Annotated in this window: 24 protein-coding genes; 10 read left to right on the top strand and 14 right to left on the bottom strand. The window is 61.9% G+C overall.

Translation table 11 applies throughout. The annotated features are described in order from the left end of the window. Positions 1-115 precede the first annotated feature (115 nt). Positions 116-298 (bottom strand): hypothetical protein, encoded by a 183-nt coding sequence (locus AAFP29_RS06505; RefSeq protein ID WP_419216539.1) that lies wholly within the window; start codon positions 296-298, stop codon positions 116-118. A 175-nt stretch (positions 299-473) separates the two neighbouring features. Between AAFP29_RS06505 and AAFP29_RS06500 the strand changes: the two genes are divergently transcribed. After that, complete coding sequence (locus tag AAFP29_RS06500) at positions 474-992, top strand: hypothetical protein (protein ID WP_419216538.1); 519 nt, start codon at positions 474-476, stop codon at positions 990-992. Positions 993-1,645: 653 nt separating this feature from the next. On the opposite strand, the gene AAFP29_RS06495 is transcribed toward AAFP29_RS06500, so the two are convergent. From AAFP29_RS06495 to AAFP29_RS06440, 12 genes are all read right to left on the bottom strand, one after another. Then, the gene (locus AAFP29_RS06495; protein WP_419216537.1) at positions 1,646-2,359 is read right to left on the bottom strand and encodes a DUF222 domain-containing protein; all 714 of its coding nucleotides are present in this window, start codon (positions 2,357-2,359) and stop codon (positions 1,646-1,648) included. Positions 2,360-2,626: 267 nt separating this feature from the next. After that, positions 2,627-4,267 (bottom strand): cation acetate symporter, encoded by a 1,641-nt coding sequence (locus tag AAFP29_RS06490; protein WP_419216536.1) that lies wholly within the window; start codon positions 4,265-4,267, stop codon positions 2,627-2,629. Then, positions 4,264-4,650: a DUF485 domain-containing protein gene (locus tag AAFP29_RS06485; RefSeq protein ID WP_419216535.1), complete on the bottom strand. Its 387-nt coding sequence runs from the start codon at positions 4,648-4,650 to the stop codon at positions 4,264-4,266. The genes AAFP29_RS06490 and AAFP29_RS06485 overlap by 4 nt, the downstream gene beginning before the upstream one ends. A gap of 136 nt (positions 4,651-4,786) precedes the next feature. After that, positions 4,787-6,514, bottom strand: coding sequence for a cation acetate symporter (locus AAFP29_RS06480; RefSeq protein ID WP_419216534.1), 1,728 nt, complete (start codon positions 6,512-6,514; stop codon positions 4,787-4,789). A gap of 8 nt (positions 6,515-6,522) precedes the next feature. Beyond that, positions 6,523-6,927 carry a hypothetical protein gene (locus AAFP29_RS06475; RefSeq protein ID WP_419216533.1) on the bottom strand — a complete coding sequence of 135 codons (405 nt, stop codon included), beginning with the start codon at positions 6,925-6,927 and terminating at the stop codon, positions 6,523-6,525. After that, positions 6,924-7,691, bottom strand: coding sequence for a LytR/AlgR family response regulator transcription factor (locus AAFP29_RS06470; RefSeq protein WP_419216532.1), 768 nt, complete (start codon positions 7,689-7,691; stop codon positions 6,924-6,926). The genes AAFP29_RS06475 and AAFP29_RS06470 overlap by 4 nt, the downstream gene beginning before the upstream one ends. A gap of 28 nt (positions 7,692-7,719) precedes the next feature. Further along, entirely contained in the window at positions 7,720-8,925 is a 1,206-nt protein-coding gene (locus tag AAFP29_RS06465; protein WP_419216531.1) for a sensor histidine kinase, read from the bottom strand. A gap of 20 nt (positions 8,926-8,945) precedes the next feature. Beyond that, positions 8,946-10,505, bottom strand: a complete 1,560-nt coding sequence (locus AAFP29_RS06460; RefSeq protein WP_419216530.1) for a polyamine aminopropyltransferase — start codon at positions 10,503-10,505, stop codon at positions 8,946-8,948. Then, positions 10,502-10,927 (bottom strand): DUF350 domain-containing protein, encoded by a 426-nt coding sequence (locus AAFP29_RS06455; protein ID WP_419216529.1) that lies wholly within the window; start codon positions 10,925-10,927, stop codon positions 10,502-10,504. Before AAFP29_RS06455 ends, AAFP29_RS06460 begins: the two co-directional genes overlap by 4 nt. Before the next feature lie 52 nt (positions 10,928-10,979). Next, on the bottom strand, positions 10,980-11,468 hold the full coding sequence (locus AAFP29_RS06450; RefSeq protein WP_419216528.1) for a DUF4247 domain-containing protein: 489 nt from the start codon (positions 11,466-11,468) through the stop codon (positions 10,980-10,982). Continuing rightward, the gene (locus tag AAFP29_RS06445) at positions 11,465-11,977 is read right to left on the bottom strand and encodes a DUF2617 family protein (RefSeq protein ID WP_419216527.1); all 513 of its coding nucleotides are present in this window, start codon (positions 11,975-11,977) and stop codon (positions 11,465-11,467) included. The genes AAFP29_RS06450 and AAFP29_RS06445 overlap by 4 nt, the downstream gene beginning before the upstream one ends. A 10-nt stretch (positions 11,978-11,987) precedes the next feature. Next, positions 11,988-12,620: a DUF4178 domain-containing protein gene (locus AAFP29_RS06440; RefSeq protein ID WP_419217223.1), complete on the bottom strand. Its 633-nt coding sequence runs from the start codon at positions 12,618-12,620 to the stop codon at positions 11,988-11,990. Between the two features lie 248 nt (positions 12,621-12,868). Between AAFP29_RS06440 and groL the strand changes: the two genes are divergently transcribed. Both groL and AAFP29_RS06430 read left to right on the top strand, forming a co-directional pair. Next, positions 12,869-14,494 carry a chaperonin GroEL gene (gene groL / locus AAFP29_RS06435; protein WP_419216526.1) on the top strand — a complete coding sequence of 542 codons (1,626 nt, stop codon included), beginning with the start codon at positions 12,869-12,871 and terminating at the stop codon, positions 14,492-14,494. A 112-nt stretch (positions 14,495-14,606) separates the two neighbouring features. Beyond that, positions 14,607-15,413, top strand: coding sequence for a tyrosine-protein phosphatase (locus tag AAFP29_RS06430; RefSeq protein ID WP_419216525.1), 807 nt, complete (start codon positions 14,607-14,609; stop codon positions 15,411-15,413). Here the strand turns inward: AAFP29_RS06430 and AAFP29_RS06425 are convergent. Continuing rightward, positions 15,400-15,885 carry a PaaI family thioesterase gene (locus AAFP29_RS06425; protein WP_419216524.1) on the bottom strand — a complete coding sequence of 162 codons (486 nt, stop codon included), beginning with the start codon at positions 15,883-15,885 and terminating at the stop codon, positions 15,400-15,402. The genes AAFP29_RS06430 and AAFP29_RS06425 overlap by 14 nt on opposite strands. A gap of 48 nt (positions 15,886-15,933) precedes the next feature. On the opposite strand from AAFP29_RS06425, the gene AAFP29_RS06420 reads away from it, so the two are divergent. The 7 genes from AAFP29_RS06420 to AAFP29_RS06390 all read left to right on the top strand — a co-directional run bounded on the left by AAFP29_RS06420 (position 15,934) and on the right by AAFP29_RS06390 (position 22,104). Next, positions 15,934-16,530, top strand: a complete 597-nt coding sequence (locus AAFP29_RS06420; protein ID WP_419216523.1) for a TetR/AcrR family transcriptional regulator — start codon at positions 15,934-15,936, stop codon at positions 16,528-16,530. A gap of 50 nt (positions 16,531-16,580) precedes the next feature. After that, positions 16,581-17,255, top strand: coding sequence for a DUF4166 domain-containing protein (locus tag AAFP29_RS06415; RefSeq protein ID WP_419216522.1), 675 nt, complete (start codon positions 16,581-16,583; stop codon positions 17,253-17,255). 65 nt (positions 17,256-17,320) lie between these two features. Then, positions 17,321-17,764 carry an SRPBCC family protein gene (locus AAFP29_RS06410; RefSeq protein ID WP_419216521.1) on the top strand — a complete coding sequence of 148 codons (444 nt, stop codon included), beginning with the start codon at positions 17,321-17,323 and terminating at the stop codon, positions 17,762-17,764. Positions 17,765-17,899: 135 nt separating this feature from the next. Beyond that, a complete protein-coding gene (locus AAFP29_RS06405; protein ID WP_419217222.1) occupies positions 17,900-18,427 on the top strand; it encodes a DUF6764 family protein in 528 nt (175 codons plus the stop codon). A gap of 60 nt (positions 18,428-18,487) precedes the next feature. Next, complete coding sequence (gene ppk2 / locus AAFP29_RS06400) at positions 18,488-19,435, top strand: polyphosphate kinase 2 (protein ID WP_419216520.1); 948 nt, start codon at positions 18,488-18,490, stop codon at positions 19,433-19,435. 10 nt (positions 19,436-19,445) lie between these two features. Beyond that, a complete protein-coding gene (locus tag AAFP29_RS06395; RefSeq protein ID WP_419216519.1) occupies positions 19,446-20,261 on the top strand; it encodes a hypothetical protein in 816 nt (271 codons plus the stop codon). A 172-nt stretch (positions 20,262-20,433) separates the two neighbouring features. Next, a complete protein-coding gene (locus AAFP29_RS06390; protein WP_419216518.1) occupies positions 20,434-22,104 on the top strand; it encodes a flavin-containing monooxygenase in 1,671 nt (556 codons plus the stop codon). Positions 22,105-22,159: the final 55 nt, after the last annotated feature.

The following is a 22,159-nucleotide window of genomic DNA, read 5'->3' as shown; positions in this document are numbered from 1 at the left end:
GTGTTGGCAAGACGCTATTGAATGGGCCGAACACCATGATGGGTCCTGGGCCGCGATCGCCCGCAGACTCGGGGCTTATCCGTCGGTGACCGTTCAAGCAGCCGCCAGCACCGGGCTAACGTTGCGTAGCCCGACGCAACGATGGCTCGACCGCATCACAGCACACCACGCTCAATACGGCACCGTCCTCAACGCCGACGAAGAAGTGTTGCAGTGGATGCGACATGCCCGCCACCGCGAACACATTTCGGAATTCACCGCCGAGGTTGCCACCCAACTCGACGCTCTCGACCCCCACCACCGAAATAGGGAAAATTTTCGGTGCGAAAAGCGACACCGTGCTTGATCGGTTGCGGATCGGGAGCCTTACCGATCCGTTCGCCGCGACCCGCCCACTGATACGCAGTCGTACGAGCCATCTGGAAGATGACGGGACACGTTTGCAATGCCACGAGTGCGGACTGTGGTTTCAGATGCTCGATCAACACATCCCCTCCCACACCGACAACGACGATAACCCGCTCACTGTGCACAGCTATCGTCACCGCCACACACTTGACGCCGATGTTGCCCTTCGTGGCCCCGATACCTGGCGAGAAGCGTGGTGGCACAACCGGTTACACGCGGCAGGATTCTCATCATGGGACGAGACAATCATTTATGCTGCACGCGAACACCTCGGCCCTTATGAACTAGCCGGCCTCCTGGGCAGCACCGGACAAGTCGTGTGGGCAGCGATGACCCGAAACCGCACCGATGAACACCTCTGCGCGGTCACCGCACCCCATCGCATCAGTCGCCACGGCCACCTCGGCGACGACGGTGCCCGTCTGCAATGCCACGAATGTGGACTATGGTTCCGAAACCTCGCAGCACACCTCAAACTGCACCACGACGAGGACGGGACCACACTCACCGCCGCCACCTACCGCCAGCGCCACCACCTATCCGCCACACACAAACTCGCCCACAAAACAACAGCAGGTCCGTAAGCAAGGGACGGCCTTGTAAAGAAGATCACTCAGCGTTCCCGAAAGGGCGCCCACGGAACTGATCCATTCGCCTAACCAGATCGCAACCGGGTCGGGCGTAGTGAACGCACTCCTGACACGCAAGCTGGACCGTCGATTCAGGGGTCTGTTTAATGACTTGCCACATTTGTTGCTTCGGTGCGGCCACCCTCGGTCGGGTTTTGTTGGTTGTATTCGCGACAGTGATCCAACTGGGTTTTCCAGGCGGGTCGATCGCGGCCGGGGCATCGTGCACCCCAAATCCCGGACACGAATGAACGCATCGAAGGCAGTACTGAAGCGGTAGGGGTCAGAAGGTAAGCAGGGGGATGGGAGGGAGTGTCTGCCGAAAGGCGTTGTCGGTGTGCGGGTTTGGGTGGTACCGCGCTCTGACGGCAGTCAGGTCTGTTTGCGATGTCGCGGACTTGCTCACCAATGATCACCCCGTGCCCATCGATGTAGCCCATACCGTCCGGGACGTCGGCGTTTGGCGTGGTGAGCGTGGCGTGATCGGTGATCACTTGCAACGCGATCTGCACGTTGGCATGCGATAGTTCGACGGTGTCGGGCTCGCCAGTGCACGGCGCGCTGATGTCTGTTGAGTCGCAGTCACATTCGAACGGGGTTCCGTTGAGTCACGCAAGGATGGCGTCCGCGCGTTGCGCCCCACGACGTCTGGGATCATTCGGGCAGCAGACAGTGGCGATTAATTGGTCGATGGCGGTGATGGCGACACAGGTGTCTTCTGCGGTTGCAGTCACGCGCAATTCGGCCATCCCATCAGCGAGCGGATCGATGGTTGCGTTACGAGCGGCTTTGGCGTCGGTGTGGCGTTGTCGGACGGCGTCGGGGTCGTGGCGGAAGATTGCCGAATCGACCAGCGCATCTAGTCTGCGAGCGGACCAACTGCCTTTTCTGCCAAGCCTTGTGGCGATTTCGGCATCCACGTCGTGTCGATACCCACGGCCGTCGATCAGATCCGAGCGGGTCACGATCCGGGAGAACTGCCAGGCGGCGATGACACCGTCGCGTAGTTGTTCACCCACGAGCGGCAGCCGGTAGACCATTGCCAAAGCCTCGTTCAGCTGTCGCATTGCCGTGGCCTGTCCGATGGATCTGGTGACCGCATAGCGGGCAGCAACCTGATTGTGCTCAGCAATCAATCGAGCATCATGATCACCGCTGCCTGGCGCTAACTGATCGTGCATGGCGGCCAGGGCGCGGTACTGCTGCCACAACAACAATGATTGTCCGGCACGGCAGGTGGTGATCACATCGATCAGATCGTTGACATGCCCAATGGCACAAGAGCTTTCAACTGGCGCCGGATCAAAGTCGATACCGATCACAGGGGGACCCGACGTGGCCCACGCGTACCGCGCCCGCGTAACACGCGGTGGCGGGGCAGAAGAAGCAACCATCGAACACTCCGAATATGAGAACAAACAGCGTCGGACATTCAGACGCCAACGCGCCTCATCAACAGTGCTTCCCACATCTGAAATATCAACGGGCCACTACCTGCGTAGCCTTGATCGTTATTATGTTCGATTATAGCCGATAACACTTACAAGTCAATAGAAGTCGGCGCAGTTGCGAATTGCCACGTTCCAAAACTAGTGGGACACAGCCTTTTCGGCGCCGAGTCCGGTCAGTGAGCGCACCTCCATCTCGGCGTTGCGGGCCGGATCACCCTTATCCGACGGGGAGGTCAGGGTGCCGATGATGCCTAGTGCGAAGGCGAGTGGGATCGAGACGATGCCCGGATTCGCCAGCGGGAAGTAGGCGAAGTCGGCATCGGGAATCATCGACTTCGGTCCGCCGGAAACGGCGGGGGAGAAGATGATCAACGCGATCGTTGCGGTCAGGCCGCCGTAGATACTCCACAGCGCGCCTCGGGTGTTGAACCGCTTCCAGTACAGCGAGTAGATGATCGTCGGGAGATTCGCCGACGCGGCGATCGCGAACGCGAGAGCGACCAGGAAGGCGATATTCTGCCCGTTCGCCAGGATGCCCAGCACGATGCCGAGTACGCCAAGCGTCACCGCGGCCATCCGTGACACCTTGACCTGCTGAGCCTCAGTTGCCTTGCCGCGCTTGATAACACTTCCGTAGATATCATGTGCGAACGATGCCGACGCGGTAATCGTCAGACCCGCGACGACGGCCAGAATCGTCGCGAACGCGACTGCGGAGATGATTCCGAGAAGTACGACGCCGCCCAATTCGAAGGCGAGCAGTGGCGCTGCGGCGTTCTCCTTGCCCGCTGCGGAAAGGATGCGATCGGGTCCGACGATGGCTGCCGCGCCGTAGCCGAGCACCAGGGTGAACAGGTAGAAGGCGCCGATCAACGCGATCGCCCACACCACCGAGCGTCGAGCTTCCTTGGCGGTCGGCACGGTATAGAAGCGCATCAACACGTGCGGTAGACCGGCCGTGCCGAGCACCAGGGCGATACCCAGCGAGATGAAGTTGATCTTCGACGTCGTGGAACCGCCGTACTGTGCCCCCGGTGCCAGCACGTCTCGGGCCGCGACGGCCTCGTCCGACGACCCGCCAATGGCTTCCTGCGCCGACCCGAGCAGGTCGGAGAAATTCATGCCGAACTTGACCAGCACGATAGCGGTCATCAGTGCCGCACCAGCGATCAACAAGACCGCCTTGATGATCTGCACCCAGGTGGTGCCCTTCATTCCGCCGACAAGCACGTAGACGATCATCAGGACGCCGACCACCGCGATCACGATCGACTGGCCGGTGCGATCTTCGATGTCGAGTAATAGTGCGACGAGACCGCCGGCGCCCGCCATCTGAGCGAGCAGATAGAACAGCGATACGGCCAGCGTCGAAATGGCCGCGGCCAACCGGACCGGCCGTTCCTTGAGTCGGAAGCTCAGGACGTCGGCCATCGTGAATTTGCCTGTGTTGCGCAGTAATTCGGCTACCAGCAACAGTGCGACGAGCCAGGCGACCAGGAAGCCGATGGAATACAGGAAGCCGTCATAGCCGTATACCGCGATGGCCCCGGCGATACCGAGGAAGCTCGCGGCGGACAGATAGTCGCCAGCTATCGCGACGCCGTTCTGCGGACCGGTGAAAGATCTTCCGCCGGTAAAGAAGTCGGCTGCGGACTTGTTGTTGCGGCTTGCTCGGATGACCACGAACATCGTGATCGCGACAAAGGCCGCGAAAATCGAGATGTTGGCGATCGGATTGCCGACGGTATCGGCGGCGAGATGCGTAACTGGTGTATTCATGCGTTGGCTCCGTTTCCATCGGTGTGACCCGTGGTGGCCATCGCTTGGGTGCGAATAGCTTCGGCTTTGGGATCGAGTTTGGAGTTGGCGAAACGGACGTAGAGTCCGGTGATCACGAAGGTCGTGACTATCTGTAGTAGGCCCAGGATGATGCCGACGTTGATATTGCCCCATACTTCAATCGCCATGAAGTCGTGTGCGAACGCGCCGAGCAGCACGTATACCGCGTACCACAGCAAGAAGAACGCGGTCATCGGGAAGACCCACGAACGAAGTGTGTGCTTGAGGTCGGCGAACTCGGGGCTCGCGTCGATCTCAACGAACTGTTGGGGTGTCGGCGACGGCGGATCAGCCGGCCAGCTGGACCGTTCGATTGTGGACACTTGGCCTCCTGTGCTGCGTGGTCTGGGCTACCAAGGGAGGCTATTGCGATCTGAGTCACACTGGAATGACATTCGAATGCGATGAGTCAGACAAGCCGGACTGCGCGACGAACGGCGGTTCTCAATCGGTGAACGGTCAGGGGAGCCGCTCCAGACCCATTCCCAGACGTTCCGGCACATGCATTCGCGCGAATATTCGCGACACGTCGCGCGGAGCGCGCGACGATGTACACACACTGACCAGGACGGTTGTCGCGAACGCCAACGGTACCGTCACCGCAGCGGGATACCCGATGATTACCGCGGCCCAGCCGTCTGAGTTGTTGTCCAAAATCCCTGAAACGGCTAGTACCGCAGCAATACTGGACGTCGAGCCGCCGACGATAAGCCCGCTGATCGCGCCGGCCGAGGTAAGACGACGCCACCAGATTCCCAATACCAGCAAAGGGCACAGGGTCGACGCCGCGACCGCGAACGCCAGTCCGACGGTGCGAGAGAGTTCGAGAGAGGTCGTGGCGGCGGCCAGCGCGACCGGGACCGCACCCCCGATGACGGCGACCCAGCGAAAGTCGCTGATGCGGCCGCGCAGGACATCGGTGGACAGTGCGCCCGCAACGCTGATCAAAAGTCCGGATGATGTCGACAAGAATGCCGCGATCGCACCCGCGGCGACCAGCGCCGCGAGCATGCTTCCCCACATGCCTCCGACAGCGGCCGCTGGTAGCAGCAATACCGCGGCGTCGGAGCTGCCGGTGATGAGCAATTGTGGAACATAAAGGCGGGCAAGCACTCCCAGGACGATCGGGAATAAGTAGAACAGTGCGAGTAACGCGATGACGGTAAGGGCGGTCCGCCGCGCGGACTTGCCGTCCGGATTGGTGTAGAAGCGCACGAGTACATGTGGAAGGCCCATCGCGCCGAGAAAGGTGGCAAGGATGAGTGAAAGAACTTGGTACAGAGCCCGATTGCCCGAAGCGCCAAAGCCGCCGCCAGGCTCTAACCATCGTTCGCCCGATGCCGGGGCACCTGCGACGACGGGCGTCGCCGAACCCGCGCGCAGGGAGAGCGTTGCGTCTTCGCTCAGTTCATAGCGTCCCGCTGTTGTGATGCGATGGTCGACGACCGACACACCATCGAGCGTTCCGGTCACGATGACGCCGGTCGGATCGACCACTGTCAATCTGACGTCGGTGGTGATCGATACCGTCGTATCCTGTGAAACCCGTGGCGGCGCAGTCTCATTCAGCGCCGGTCGGTCGCTGAGGAATACCAGGCCGAGCGAAAGCGCCGGTATCGCCACCGCGGTGAGCTTCAGCCAATACTGAAAGGCCTGAACAAAGGTAACGGACCGCATGCCGCCGCCCACGACGTTGACGATCACGATGGCGCCGACGATGGCGGCACCGGCCCACACGGGTAGGCCGAGCAGGATGTTCAGCGTCAGTCCCGCGCCCTGGAACTGGGGGATCAGATAAAAGGTGCAGATCGCCACGACGACGATCATCGCGACTCGTCGCACCAGCGTCGAACCCAGCCGGAACTCCGCGAAGTCGGGCACGGTATACGCGCCCGACCGGCGAAGCGGCGCCGCGACGAACATGAGCAGTCCCAGGTATCCCGCGGTGAAGCCGACCGGATACCACAGTGCATCCGTGCCGTATTTGGCGATCAGACCGGCGACACCGAGAAATGAAGCCGCAGAGAGGTATTCGCCGGAGATCGCCGCAGCGTTCTGCCGCGCGCCGACCGATCGGGAGGCCACCAGAAAGTCCGAAGTGGTGCGCGCCAGACGTCCGCCGTAGGCGCCGACCGCGATGGTTGCCGCCGCCGCGAGCACTAACGCGACCGCGGTAAGAGTTGACACGTCTGCCCTCACCGGTCGATGCCCTCGTCCGAGCCGCCGTCATCGACGACGCCGAGGAAGTCGTGCTCGGCCTGATTCGCCAACCTCAGATAGAGTCGGCCGACGCCGTAGAGAACGCCGAATAGCAACGGGCCGATGGTGATCCACACGATCCGAATCCCGGCGACCGATGCGGTGCCGATCGGCGGAACGGTTGCCACGATGATCGCGACCGCCACGCAGATGACCAGCACTGCCGCGCCGAGTCGGAGGGCCAGTCCGAGTTGCGCGCGGACCAGTCCGCGGACCAGGACGTCGCCGATCTCGGTCTGTTCCTGTACCTCGACGCGTGTGCGGACTATCCGCGCTCCGCGCCGATGAGCCAGTACAACGCGTTCACGCTGGGCGACAACGGGTTTGGGATTCTCGCTCACGGCGAACCCTGGCCGCGGCCGCGGTAGGACCGCATCGGGTCGCGCACCAGGCGATCCTTGAGGTCGCGAACCTGACGCCGACTGACCGGTAGGTCGATCGCTACGGCAGAACCATTGTCGCGCAGACTGACCAGCGTCGTCGATCCGCGGGTCCGCATTCCGGTCACCATCGGTAACGACACCAGATAGGAGCGGTGGACACGTAGAAATCCGTGATCTCGCCACTGGGATTCCAAGGTGGACAACGGTATTCGAACCAGGTGTGCTCCCGAGGCCGAGTGTAGACGCGCGTAGTCGCCGACCGCCTCGACCCAGGAGATGGAGTCGCGAGGCACCAGCGTAGTGACGCCGCCCAATTCGACCGGGATGACCCCGGAAGAACCATCGGTTGTCGAGGTGCCGGTGGGTTCGATCCGGGCGATCGCCTGCGCCAGCCGTTCCTCGCGTAACGGCTTGAGTAGATAGTCGACCGCGCCGACACCGAACGCGTCGACTGCCTTGTCGTCATGGGCGGTCACGAAGATCACCGCCGGTCGGTGGCTGAAATTCGTTAGTACATCCGCCAATTCGAGCCCGGATAGTCCCGGCATGTTTATGTCGAGGAATACTGCGTCGAAATGGCGTGAGTTGAGAAGGCGCAGCGCCTCATTGGCATCGGCGGCAGTTGTGACCGTGCCGACGCCTGCCTGCCGAGACAATAGATATCGCAGCTCGTCCAGTGCGGGCGGCTCGTCGTCGACCGCTAACACCACTAGCGAAGCCATCGAACATCCTTTCTAGTCCTCATCGGGATCACACCGCAACTCCCGGACGGAATTTCGGCACTCGCATGCCGACCTTGGTCCCCGCGCCAGGGGCGGTCTCGACAACCAGGCCATAGTCGTTGCCGAACGCGGCGCGTAGTCGGTGGTCGACGTTGCCGAGGCCAACATGGGCACCCCCACTGTCGGGGTTTGGATTCGGTGATGGTGTCAGTGCGTCGATGGCACCCGAGCGCAGCAGTTCCGGGTCCATCCCGACGCCGTCGTCTTCGACGCTGATTGCGCAGTCCGATCCGGCGTCAGCCGCCACGATCGTGATAGTGCCATGTCGTCTGCCGGCGAGGCCATGTCGAACGGCGTTCTCCACCAACGGTTGCAATGCCAGGAATGGCAAGACCACGTTGAGCACTTCCGGTGCGATATGAAGTCTGACGGTCAGTGCTGAACCGAATCGGGCGCGTTCGAGTGTGAGATAGCGGTCGATATTGCGCAACTCGTCGGCGAGCAGTGTGTATTCGCCTGCCGCGCGGAACGAGTAGCGCGTGAAGTCAGCGAATTCGAGGATCAATTCGCGAGCGCGATCAGGATCAGTCCGGACGAATGATGCGATGGTGTTGAGCGCGTTGTAGATGAAGTGCGGGCTGATCTGAGCGCGTAGGGCAAGGACCTCGGCGCGGTCGAGACGACTACGCGATGCGTCGAGTTCGGCGAGCTCGAGTTGACTCGACGCGTAGTGGGCGACTTCGGCGACCGCGCCGAATAGTCCGGGGCCCGGCGAGTGGTTGGTAGCAACCAGAAGTACGCCAACGGTCTCGTCATCGGCGATGAGTGGCTGCGCGATGATCGCTCGCAGTGCGGATGTGGTTGGCAGGTCGGAGTTCAGGACGCGACGTCCGCCCGCGTGGGCCGCGCGAGCGGCGTCGTCGAAGATGCTGATGATGTTGTCCGGCACCGCCCCGTCTGAGGATTCGGTCGCCAGCAGCGCGATGTCGGCGTCGTAGACCGCGACGGCCGCTGCACCGGTCAACTCGCGAAGATGTGGCACGGCGTCCGCCGCCGATTGAGGCGTGAGTCCGGAGCGCAGAGATCGGGCGGCCAAGGCTGCGGTCTGCAAGGTGGCATGGACTGCGCGCTCGGTAGGCGTTGTCACCACACGACGGGTCCGCACCATAACGACGAGGGCGCCGATGGTCAGGAGTGCCATCGCGGCCAGCGCCACGGCCACTTGCGGACTCATGGGTGATGAACTTACCCGCTCTAGTACGCCGTCCACTCCGATTGCGCGTAGCGCAGGATCCGTGGGTCCATCAACGTCGACGGTGGCGTCGGACGCGGTTGGCGGTCGGCGGGAAAGACGCCTGCGGCGGCGAGGACGGCTGGGGTTAGAAATCTAGTCTCGCGCGGCGCCGTCATTGTCAGCGACGGTCTTTGAAATCCGGCTAGGTAGAAACCCCAGTCGCCGAAGGATGGGACATCGACGTGGTAAGGCGTGGTCTGAAAGCCGGCCTCGGCGAGTGTCGAACCGATACACCAGAACGACTGCGGCGCGAAATAGGGTGAACCGGATTGCACGACGACTCGACCGCCGGTGGCGAGATGACCGCGCACCATCGCGTAGAACTCGGCCGAATACAGTTTCGCCGTTGCGGTTTCGTCGGGATCGGGCATGTCGATGATGATGACGTCGAAGCGGCTCTGGTTGTCGCGCAACCAGGAAAAGGCATCGGCGGTAACGATATTCGCGCGAGGGTCATTCATCGACCCGCGATTGAGTGAAGTGAGCCGAGGGTCGGTGCGGCCAAGGCGGACCATCTCCGGATCCAGCTCAACGAGCGTGGTGGGGCCGAGGTTCGGGTAGGTGAGAACCTCGCGCAGGGCGAGTCCGTCGCCGCCGCCGAGCACCAGCACCGAGCCGCCGCGTGCGGGAAGCGCAGACATGACCGGATGTACGAGGGCTTCGTGATAGCGGTATTCGTCGATCGAAGAAAACTGTAGATCGCCGTTGAGGAACAGCCGAGTATCGCGGCCAAGGGCGGTGCGACGCTCGGTGATCACAATGTCTTGATAGGCGGTGCGCTCGGCTGCGACCACCGGATCGCGGTACAGGGCTTGGCGCGCAGTCACTTCGAACCATCCGGACATGACGAGTCCGGCGATGAGCGCCGCGACGACCGCGAGGGTCGCCGTGCCTAGCGCGATCAGCTTGGGGCGGCTCAAGACCCGGCCGAATACGACGAAGATCAGAAACGCGCCGGCGGCAGCGTTGACCAGACCGACGACGAGGGCGCCGCGTAATTGCCCGAAGAAGGGCAGGAGAAGAAATGGAAAGCACAAGCCGCCGATCAGTGCGCCGATGTAGTCGGCGGCGAACATGTCGGCGACCGCAGAACCGGCCTCCTGCTTACGGATTCGCTGCAGCAGGACCATCAGCAGCGGGATCTCGGCGCCGATCAGCAGGCCCAGCACGAACGCGACCACGATCAGCGCCGAGGTATAGATCGACAGATAGGCGAACGCGGCGTAGAGCGCCAGGACCGATAGTCCGCCCAACAGTGCCAGCGCCAGTTCGATGATCGCGAACGCCGCGGCAGCGTGGCGTTGCAGGGGTTTGGCGGCCAACGAGCCGACGCCCATCGCGAACACCATTACCGCCAACACGATCGATGCTTGTGTCGCGGTATTGCCGATCAGGAAGGAGCCGAGGGAGATCAGCGCAAGTTCGTAGGCGAGACCGCATGCGGCGCAGACGAATACCACGCCGAGCAGGGCTGCGCGGGCGAACCGCGCGTTGGGGACCGTCGGTGATTCGACCGTCACAGGATGGATGCGCTGATGATCAGCGCGATACCGATATGCGCCACCGCCTGCACCCAGACCGCGGGATGTGGATTTTCGTCGACGAGTAGTTCGCCGAGCTTGCCGGGCGTCACCAGATCGATGAGTAAGAAGGTGATCGCCATCAGCACTATCCCGATCGCGGTGTAGATGACCGTGTACAGCAGGCCCTCGCCGAGGCGGCCCTCGCTCGCGGTGATCGCGGCGACGATGATCAGGGCGATGGCCGCGAGGTTCGACCCGACCAGGATTCCCGCGTTGCGGTTGCGGTCGAACCACAGTTGGTGGCGTAGGTTGCCCGGGGTTAGGAGATCGACGACCGCGAACGACGCGACCATCAAGGCGATACCCGAAGCGCTGTAAGCCGCTGCGGCATAGGAATTCTCAACGATTCGAGTCAGCACGGTGCGCTCCTAGCAGGTTGACGTGTCGGAGTGTTGATGGAAGTGAGTGGTGTCATTTGCCGCTGCCACTTCCGCCGCCCCGGTTACCTGATCCGGTTCCCGAGTAGTGCGGCGTCGGAACCCAGTAGCCGCCGACGTAGTTGTGGTAGTGGTGATAACCCGAGGTGTAGTCCTTGCTCAACATCACCTTGGATTTGCCTGCGGCATAAGGGAACAGCGCGACCAGATAGTCCGGGTACTGCAGAAATCGAGTACCGGCGAGATTGCCCGTAGTGGTGGCGCCGGCGCGGGAGTCGGTCGGTCGCTCCGCGTTGGAGATCGCTGACGCCACCGAATCCGGTGTGCCGTCGGCGATATATGCGGTCTGATTGGATTCGTCGAGCGACGCGTCGCGCTGATAATTGCCCGAGATGTAGTTACGCGCGCTGGTGGACCCGCTGCCGCATGATCCGATCATCAACAAGCCCGCAATCACGACGATTACACCGACAATGATGTTGCGGACGATGAATAGTTTGCGCCGTGGATCAGGAGTGGTCATGCGGCGCAATCCAATTGGGATTGGGTCACTACGACCTCGCCGGATTGCGGATATACATGCCAACTTTGCCAGGTCACCAAGGTGCCGTCGAACTGAGCGAATAGTGCGGTCACCGCGAGCGGGTCCCGCGGGAAGCGGGCGATGAGAACGGGAGCGTCGGCGGCGTGTGCCGTATCTGCGTGCGCGGTCAATCGGTCCACCGTCTCGCGTAAGGCAGCGTCGGAGACGACCGTGATCTCGGCGTCGAATCGGTATCGGCTGTCGCGATATTCGGTTGGCAGGGATTCGGTCCGACCGGGCAAGCACGCGACGGTTTCGGAGAACGTGCCGGTGTCGGTGTCGGAGACGATGACCTGGTGGCTTGCCCCCAACAGGCGCAGATCAATGATGATATCGCCGAATGGCCATTCGTGCTGGGCGAGTGCGGGCAATGCGGGTTCGCCGATGGCAAGGGTCAGCTGTTCGGCGCGAGTGTCCGCATAGGGCACCGCCAATGTGTGCATCGTCATCTGGCGTGCCTCACGCCTCGGGGGCCGGGTTGGACGGATAAATGCGGTATTCGGCATGGCTGAGCACTTCGCCACGGGCGCATTCCCAGCCGGACCCGTAGTCCTCGAAGGACAGTCGATCATTCCCCGCCTGATAATCCTGATAGGCCATATTGCCGGTACCCGAAACCCCCGTCGTCCCGGCCGAGGTGAACCGAGCGTTGCCAGCTTCATCGAAAGCGTAGCGGCGTCCGTCGAGATCAATGGTCGGCGGTCCCGGCGTGACGACGACGCCGGAAAGTTCTTGCCACAGGACGACTTCGAGGTCGGGATCGTCTTCCACGGAAATCCAGGCCTTGCGGCCGGTGCCGGTGTCGATGAAATTTTCTGTCCAGACATAGCCGTCTTGGGTGAGGCGCATCGTCCCGCGGACCGCGAAAGTCTCGCCGCGAATCTCGATCAGGTCACTCGGTTTGAGGTCTCGCGGATTGCCGTGCACGGCGTCGTCGTCGGCTGAGGAGAACGGATCGCCGGGGCGGTAGGTGCGGTTGCGCAGTGCTTCTTCCTCTGCGAGGCGAAGCTTGCGGTTCCCGAGGAAATTGAAAATCACGAACACTGCGATGATCGCGAGCAACGCGACGATGAGGATGATGGCGATCTTCACGCCGATGACCCTATCTGCCGCCTTGCGCCAGGTCGACCGAATCGTCGGCAGTGCGTACGCACGAATGACACCCATCGCCTTGCACTCTCGGCACTCGAGTGCTAAAACGGTACTGGCACTCTACGACCGTGAGTGCCAGGTCGGGACGGTGAGATCGGTCCGTTTGACACGCCGGTCGTCCGTCGCGGGCACCGAGTTCCGGCCATAAGAAACCTAGTGTCACCCCGTATCCGGAGGATCACTTACCAATGGCCAAGATCATTGCGTTCGACGAAGAGGCACGCCGTGGCCTCGAGCGGGGCCTGAACGCCCTCGCCGACGCTGTCAAGGTGACGTTGGGCCCTAAGGGTCGCAACGTCGTTCTGGAAAAGAAGTGGGGCGCCCCCACGATCACCAACGATGGTGTTTCCATCGCCAAGGAGATCGAGCTGGAGGAGCCTTACGAGAAGATCGGCGCAGAGCTGGTCAAGGAAGTCGCCAAGAAGACCGATGACGTCGCGGGCGACGGCACCACCACCGCTACCGTTCTGGCTCAGGCCCTGGTTCGCGAAGGTCTGCGCAACGTCGCAGCCGGCGCCAACCCGCTCGGCCTGAAGCGCGGCATCGAGAAGGCCGTCGAGGCTGTTACCGAGTCGCTGCTCAAGAGCGCAACCGAAATCGAGACCAAAGAGCAGATCGCTGCCACCGCGGGTATCTCCGCCGGTGACCAGTCGATCGGCGATCTGATCGCCGAGGCGATGGACAAGGTCGGCAACGAGGGTGTCATCACCGTCGAGGAGTCGAACACCTTCGGCCTGCAGCTCGAGCTCACCGAGGGCATGCGTTTCGACAAGGGCTATATCTCGGCCTACTTCGTGACCGATGCCGAGCGTCAGGAAGCTGTCCTCGAAGACGCGTACATCCTGCTCGTCTCGAGCAAGGTGTCGACCATCAAGGACCTGCTGCCGCTGCTGGAGAAGGTTATCCAGGCCGGCAAGCCGCTGGTCATCATCGCCGAGGACGTCGAGGGTGAGGCTCTGTCGACCCTCATCGTCAACAAGCTCAAGGGCACCTTCAAGTCCGTCGCCGTCAAGGCACCGGGCTTCGGTGACCGTCGCAAGGCCATGCTGGCCGACATCGCTATCCTCACCGGTGGCGAGGTCATCAGCGAAGAGGTCGGCCTCTCCCTGGAGACCGCTGGTCTGGAGCTGCTGGGTACCGCTCGCAAGGTCGTCATCACCAAGGATGAGACCACCATCGTCGAGGGTGCCGGCGACGCCGACGCCATCGCCGGTCGTGTTGCACAGATCCGTGCCGAGATCGAGAAGAGCGACTCGGATTACGACCGTGAGAAGCTGCAGGAACGTCTGGCCAAGCTGGCCGGCGGCGTTGCAGTGATCAAGGCCGGCGCTGCTACCGAGGTCGAGCTCAAGGAGCGCAAGCACCGCATCGAAGATGCCGTGCGTAACGCCAAGGCTGCCGTCGAAGAGGGCATCGTCGCCGGTGGTGGCGTGGCTCTGCTGCAGTCCGAGTCGGCCATTGACGCTCTCTCGCTGGAAGGCGACGAGGCAACCGGTGCGAATATCGTTCGCGTCGCACTGGAGGCTCCGGCCAAGCAGATCGCCATCAACGCGGGCCTCGAGCCCGGCGTTGTCGCCGACAAGGTCCGCAACTCGCCGCTTGGCACCGGCCTGAACGCCGGCACCAACACCTACGAGGACCTGCTGGCCGCTGGCATCAACGACCCGGTCAAGGTCACCCGTTCGGCGCTGCAGAACGCGGCTTCGATCGCTGCTCTGTTCCTCACCACCGAGGCTGTCGTCGCTGACAAGCCGGAGAAGGCTGCCGCACCGGCAATGCCGGGTGGCGACGAGATGGGCGGCATGGGCTTCTGATCCGCTCAGAACCCTAACGCACAGAACGCGTTTCACGCTGGCCGGTCACTCATATCGAGTGGCCGGCCAGTGTTGTTGTCGGCCGCGGATCGAGTTCGGGAAGAATGGCACCATGTCTACGTCTGCTGACCAGCCCTCGTTGTTGTCCACACTGGCGAACTTCCGGGATCTCGGCGGCTGGTCGACGCCGGACGGTGAAGTCATTCGCGGCATATTGTTCCGCTCGAATCATCTGTCCGATTTGAGTGACGCCGACCGCGGGTACGTCGATGGGCTGAGCCTGACGACGATCTACGATTTCCGCACCACCGATGAGATCAACGCCGCTCCCGACCCCTCGCTGAACGGTGCTGACAATATCCAGCTAGATGTCTTGGCCGACGCTGAATTGTCGGTACCCGCAAACTTGATGGGCCTGTTCGCGGACCCGGACACGGCGGCCCAGGTCTCCGAGCAACTCGCGTCGAACGATGTCGGCAAATCGATCGGTGAGACCTATCGAGGTCTGGTTACCTACGGCAGTGCTCGCGCCGGCTATCGAGACTTCTTCGCCGGTTTGGCTGCCCGCCCTGGCCCGGCGTTGTTCCACTGCACGGCGGGTAAGGATCGAACTGGTTGGGGCGCAGCGGCATTGCTCAGCCTGCTCGGCGTAGCGCGGGAAGATGTCTACGCCGACTACTTGCTGACCAACGACCTGCTGGTGCCATCGTTCGCCGAAGTATTCAAGCTATTCGGCCAAGCCGGTGGCGACCCCGAATTACTGCTGCCCGTTCTTGGTGTGCGTACGGCATACCTGGACAACGCCTTCGACGAGGTTGACCGCGAATTCGGCTCTATCTCAAGCTATTTCACCGATGGCCTCGGTCTCGACGTCGCCGTTCAACGTCAGTTGCGGGAGAAATATCTCAGCGCAAGATAATGCATGTCGTGGTGCCGTGGGCGACTAGTTTCCCTTCGGCGGAGAAGACCTTGCCCTCGGCGGTCGCGGTCCGACGGCCGACGTGGATGGTGGTGCCGACGCCGGTCAGATCGCTGGCGTCGACCGAGACCGTCCGGATGTAGTTCACCTTCAGTTCCAGGGTTGTATATCCAACGCCTGCAGGCAGGGTGGTGTGGACGGCGCAGCCCATCACTGAGTCGAGCAGGGTGGCGCAGATGCCGCCGTGCACGCTGCCCAGCGGGTTGGCGAAGTCAGGCTTGGGGGTGACCGCGAAACTTACCGTGCCCTCGTCGATCGACACCGGTCGCATGCCCAGTAGGCGTCCGATGCTCGGGTGGTCCAGGCCGGGATTAGCGGCCCACGCCCGCATCAGTTCCAGTCCGGAGAAACTAAGCGGGTCGGCGGTGTGTGATGGTGCCGATTCGGGAGTTGATGGTGAATCTGTCTGCATGGCTATGTATGATGACATAGATAGTCCAGCGGATGAAAGTGAGTCCAGATGACCGAGACTCCAGTTGCCGACCAGGGTGATGCACGCGGCCCTCGGGAGCGCATGGTCATCAGTGCTGCGGATCTGATCGGCCGCGACGGTGTGAGCGCCACGTCGATTGGTGATGTCCTCGCCGCGAGTAAGGCGCCGCGTGGTTCGATTTACCATCACTTTCCGCGTGGAAAATCGGAGCTGATGGTCGAAGCGGTGCGGTATGCGGGGGAGTTCATCGCGCGTCGGATCGCGGGTCGGCGAACGGACTCCCCAGCCGAAACCGTCGCCGACATCGGAGCGGTATGGCGTCGGATGCTCATCGACAGCGACTTCCAGTTCGGCTGCCCGGTTCTAGCCGGCGGCCTGGCCCGCAATGCGGAACCGGCCGTCGCAGACGAGGCCCAAGAGATTTTCGCCGAGTGGACCGCGTTAATCACCAACCGCCTCGCCGACGACGGCGTGCCGCGTGAGCGAGCCCAATCACTGGCAATTCTGAGCATCTCCGCCATCGAGGGAGCCGTCGGACTGTGTCAGACGCAGCGACGGGTCACTCCGCTCGATGACGTGATCGTCGAGTTGCAGGCACTCTGCGAATCGGCAGTCGCTACCTGAGCGTGGGTGTCGCGTAGTAAGTTCTCCCCTTGAACAGTGAGGAGAACCCCATGACGCCGGTCTATCGTGCCGCCTTGGGCTCCGACTTCGAGCGGCTACACCCGAATATGCAGTGGCGATATGGGATCGATTCGACCTCGGCGGTCGCGCAAAAGCTGACCGGAATCATGGAGTCCATCTACATCTCGGCCGCGGTACCGCCACCGATCACCTGGTACTACGGGAATCGAAATGCGTTGCCCAGCAAGTCAAGTCGTATGGTGCCGTTTACCCAAGACAATTACTGCTATGTCGACGAACTGGGCCGGGAATGCCTGGCGGTACTGCGGACCTTCGAATACACCTCTGGCACACGGAAACTCAACTCGGTGTTGGTATCGGGGCGAGAAGGTCTGGTCGACTACTTCGGCGACGGTCCCGAATTGTTGTATCCACTGCGGGCGTCGGCAACCGAACGTGGGGACTTGTTGCTCGAGAGCGGCCCGATGCGCTGGCTACGCGGCCCCAAACTCGGGATGAAAGGCCCGTTCGTCCTGGAGATGAAGTACACCGAAGGATGGGACGACGTGCGGCAACGGTTCCGTTGCGATGCAATCGTGCGTAACCCGGTGATCGGCGAAGTGCTCCATTATCGAGGGTGGTTCACTGCGGTGGATCAACCGTGCGCGCTGGCCGATATTCCCGACGAGGCATGGCCGGTGAGCCTGATCGACCGCGAGCGCTGAACGGGTTTTACGGGCTCGGTCAGCTTTGCTCCGGACGGGTCGTGCTCGATGGTAGGTTTCGGGGCATGTCTGTTTCCGCGAAAACTGAATTCGACGTCGATGCACCGCCTTCGGTGGTTATGGAAGTTCTGATGGATGTGGAGTCCCTTCCCGAATGGTCGGGTCCGCACAAATCCGCGACGGTAATCGAAGAGCATGACGACGGCGCGCCGAAGCGGGTGCAGGTGTCGGTGTCGTTGGGGCCGATCTCCGACGATCAACTGCTCGACTACACCTGGACCGAGAACAGTTGCACGTGGGATCTTGTCGAAGGCAATCAGCTCAGTTCTCAGCACGGGGTCTACACGGTGACCGAGGGTAAGGGTGGCGGTGCGCACGTCAAGTTCGAGCTTGAGGTCGAACTCAAGGTGAAATTGCCGGGACTCATTGTGCGACAGGCTCAGAAGGTTGCAGTAGACACCGCGAAGAAGGGCCTTTCGGCCGAGGTGAAGCGTCGCGCTGCCGACTAAGTCGGATGTCCTCACCGGTGACGGGAATCCGGCGCGTGGTCGTAACCTCATCGTTGCACCGCGCGCCGTGTTGTATCGGTAGGCTGGCAGGCGTTGACTGGTCAGTGGGGCTGGTTCGGTGAGGAGTGTAAAGCATTGCGTACCAACAGTTTTGGAAAGTGCACAGCGCGGTTCATTGGCGCGACGATGGCGATTGCCGGGGTGGCCTTTCTGCTTACGCTGAGTGGCGGTACCGCGAATGCCGGCACATCCTGCAATGTCGAGAATGGCCACCGGGTCCAGCGCATCGTCGGCAACAGTGCGTGCGCCGCGACTGCGGGCAAGGGAAGCCGGGCCAGCGCCGAGGACTCCTCGTCGGGAGGCACCGCGATTTCGGTGGCCGACAACGGCGGCAACGCGCATGCCCGCAATCTCCAACCGGGTTCGACCGCACTGGCCGGAGCCAACACTCGTGGCAACGCTTACTCACTGACGACGGGCCCGTCCGCACAGTCGGTCGCCCAGGCTAAGCGCGGAGCTACCGCGGTCGCGATCGGCGGCTGGGCGGGCCAGGCCTATGCCAGCCCCAACGGAACCGCATGTGTCGGCGGATTCGCGGCGGCGTACGAGAGTTCGACCGGAAAGATGTGCGTGCGTTCAGGATCGCTGTACTACCAGAACTGAGACGGGTCGTGTTCACTCAGAAGACATGTACCGTTCGCCGTTCCTGCTTACCGTTGGGTTGTGACTGATCTGGATGAGTTGAAACTAGTCGGACCCGACTTCAGCGCGGTGTCCGGGCGCGAGGCGCTACAGCAACTCGTCGACCTCGCCGATACTTCGGGTTTCGCGGTAAACGACGACGATGACGACGACCCGATCCTGCTGACGCTGCCTGAACGCAACGTCGTGGATACGTGGCGCGAGGACTACCCGTATGACGAGCGGATGAGTCGGCGCGAGTATGAGGTCACCAAGCGACGTCTGCAGATCGAACTCCTCAAACTGCAGAAGTGGTCCAAGAAGACCGGCCAGCGGCATTTGCTGGTATTCGAGGGACGGGATGCCGCGGGCAAGGGTGGCACCATCAAACGCTTCAACGAGCACCTCAACCCGCGCGGCGCGCATATCGTCGCACTTGAGAAGCCCAGCGAGCGCGAAGCCACCGAATGGTATTTCCAGCGCTACATCCAGCATCTCCCGGCCGGAGGCGAGATGGTCTTCTTCGACCGCTCTTGGTATAACCGTGCGGGCGTCGAGCGGGTGATGGGTTTCTGCTCGGATGAGCAGCACAGCCTGTTCCTGCAGCAGGTGCCGTGGTTCGAGAAGATGCTCGTCGACGACGGCGTGAACCTGGTCAAATTCTGGTTCTCGGTAACACCGCTTGAGCAGCGCACCCGGTTCGCCATCCGCCAGATCGATCCGGTACGCCAGTGGAAGCTCTCGCCGATGGATCTGGCGTCGTTGGACAAGTGGGATCGATACACCGCGGCCAAGGAAGAGATGTTCGCCGCAACCGATACCGACCACGCTCCGTGGACAATCGTCAAGAGCAATGACAAGAAGCGAGCTCGTCTCAACGCGATGCGGCATGTGCTCAGCCTGTTCGATTACGACGGCAAGAACGAGGAATTCGTCGGCCAACCTGACCCATTGATCGTCGGCCGTGCCCGCGATCTGGTGGGTGAGTAGCCTAGTTGGAGTGCGTAGTTTCGTAAGCGGCCTGGCGACGTTGGTCGCCATCGCGGCAATTATCGTTGCACTGCCCTCGCTCTGGATCAAGGAACGGGTCATCGACCCCGAGGGTTTTTCCTCGACGGCCGCGACGATGGCCGACAACTCGCAGGTGCAGTCGTATATGGCCGACGAGATCGTCAATCAGGTGGTCACCCGATCCAACGGTCTAGTTCCGACCGCCGTCGCCAAGCCGATCGCGTCGGCGTACACGACAAGTCCGCAGTTCAAGGCGGATTTTGTCGACATCGCTAGCCAAGAGCACGGCTGGTTGTTCAACGAAGCATCGCCCGATCAGCAGGGTAAGGCGATGGAACTCGACCTGACCGACATGGTCAACCGAGTGATCGCGTCGACTGGCCTCACAGTGAAGGTTCCCGGTCCGATCACCGTTCCGATCACTCGGGACGCGGGTGACGGCTTGGAGGCTGGACGTTATCACCGTGTGAGCCAACAGATTACGCAGATCGCCTATATCAGTGTGGTCGTCGGGATCGTCGCCGCGATGCTCGCTCTGCTGGCAGGCCGACGGCGCGGGACCGTGCTCGCCTGGCTCGGAGTCGGCGCCGTCGTGTCGGCGGCGGTCTCCTGGGGATTGGCGACGCTGCTGGCTCATCGGGCCAAACAAGAAGTGTCGGCAACTGATGGCGGTGCCCGCCAGGTCGCCGAGATCACCATTGACGGAGTGCTCGACGACCTTACTCATGTCGCTCTCATCGTCGGTGGCGTTGGGTTGGCCGCGGTCGTAGTCGGCGTGATCACGCGGGCGGCGTTCCGGGGATAAGGACTAAGGGAGTCTGTCTGGGGCAGATATGGCAGAATAGCCTAGCTGGTGACTGCCCTTGGATCTCTTTGGGGTACTGGCCCGGCGATAGCGCTGACGAATCCTTTCCAATTCTGTCTGAGACACGTTATGGTCAATGCCATCGAACCATCCGATCCTTGGAAGGACTGGCATGACCACGAGTACTAACCCGGCGACGGCGAAGCCCGCCTCGAAACCGGTGCCTAAGAAGCCTGCGGCAGCGAGGAAGCCCGCTGCGGAGAAGACTGCAAATGCGCCAGCTGCAGCCGCTAAACCCGCGTCGAAACCGCTCACCCCCGATTTTGAAGTGGCGATCGTCGGAGCTGGTTTCGGCGGCCTGGGCGCGGCGATCAGACTGAAGGATATCGGGGTCACCGACATCGTCATTCTCGAAAAGCACAGTGGAGTCGGCGGGTGCTGGTGGGCCAATACCTATCCGGGCGTGGCGGTCGACGTGCCGTCGCTGGTCTACAGCTTCTCCTTTGATCAGCGCACCGACTGGTCGCGAGTGTTCGCGCCGGGCTCGGAGCTGAAGAAATATGCGCAGAGTTTGGTCGACAAGAATGACCTGGGCTCGAAGCTGCGGCTCAACACCGGCGCCAAGGGCGGCCATTGGGACGAAGACAACCACATCTGGCATATCGAAACCGAGCAAGGCGACAAGTTCACCGCTCGTTTTGTAATCGCGGCCGTTGGCGGTCTGGAAATTCCGCGCCTGCCCGACATCCCGGATATTGAGAAATACGAGGGTAAAGTCATGCACTCCGCCCAGTGGGATCACAGTTACTCGCTGGAGGGTAAGAATGTCGCGGTAATCGGCACGGGCGCTTCTGCGCTGCAGCTCGTCCCGGAAGTTGCCAAGATCGCCGGTCACCTGACCGTGTTCCAGCGTCGCGGCATTTGGGCCGCACCGAAACCCGACTGGAAGGTCGGACCGTTCACGCAGTTCGTACTGAACCGGATCTTCCTGCGCAAAATCATCCGATTTGTCGCCGGCGGTGTCATTTCCCTCGGCGTCGGCGGTGGTGTGCAGTTGGCAAAGCCATGGATGCTGCCGTTTGGCACCTTCTTCGTCAAGCCAGTGCAGCGCGCCTGGATCTGGGCGAACGTCGGTTTTGATTGGGATCTGGCCAAGCGGCTGACCCCGAACTACCCGATCGGCTGTAAGCGTCCGTCGGTGTCGAATAAGTACTTCCCGACCTTCAAACGCCCGAATGTCACGCTGGTCACCGATCCGATCACGCGTGGCGACAAGAAGGGGCTGGTTACCGGCAAGGACGATCTGCATGAGTTCGACGCGATCATCTGCGCCACCGGTTTCCAGGTCGCCGAGCCAAGTTCATTCGCTCCCTTCCGCGTCGTCGGTTACGACGCGGAGAACACCTTCGGCGACGATGAAGTAGTGCTGCATGAGTACTGGGAGAAGTATCGGATGCAGGCATACCAAGGTGTGTCGGGACCGTTCTTCCCGAATGCTTTCATGACGACCGGCCCGTACGGCTATGCCCCGAGTAGCTACCACTCGTACATCGAGGCGGCGTGTGCGCATATCGTTCGCGCGATCAAAGAAACGAAAAAGCGTGGCGCCACCCGTATCGAGGTCAAGAAGGAACCGCACCTCGACTACTGGCACAAGTGTGTGCAGAAGGTCGAGAAGACCGGCTACCGTTCGGCGTGCCGGGCGTCGAATACCTTCTACATCAACAGCCAGGGTGACTCCGCTCTGGTCCGTCCGGAAGGACAGTTCACGATGTGGTGGCAGAACCGCTTCTACAACAAGAACGTATACAAATACGACAAGCTGCCGAACAAGGGCGTCTAGGCCGGTTGTAGCCTGAGAGTGACCTCGGTAGTCGGTGTCGGAGAATTCCGATACC

Origin of the sequence: Gordonia sp. CPCC 205333, assembly GCF_048537885.1 — a bacterium.
In the GTDB taxonomy this organism is placed as follows: Bacteria; Actinomycetota; Actinomycetes; order Mycobacteriales; family Mycobacteriaceae; genus Gordonia.
Note: the sequence above shows the minus strand (reverse complement) of the source record. Positions and strands in the feature narration are given on the sequence as shown.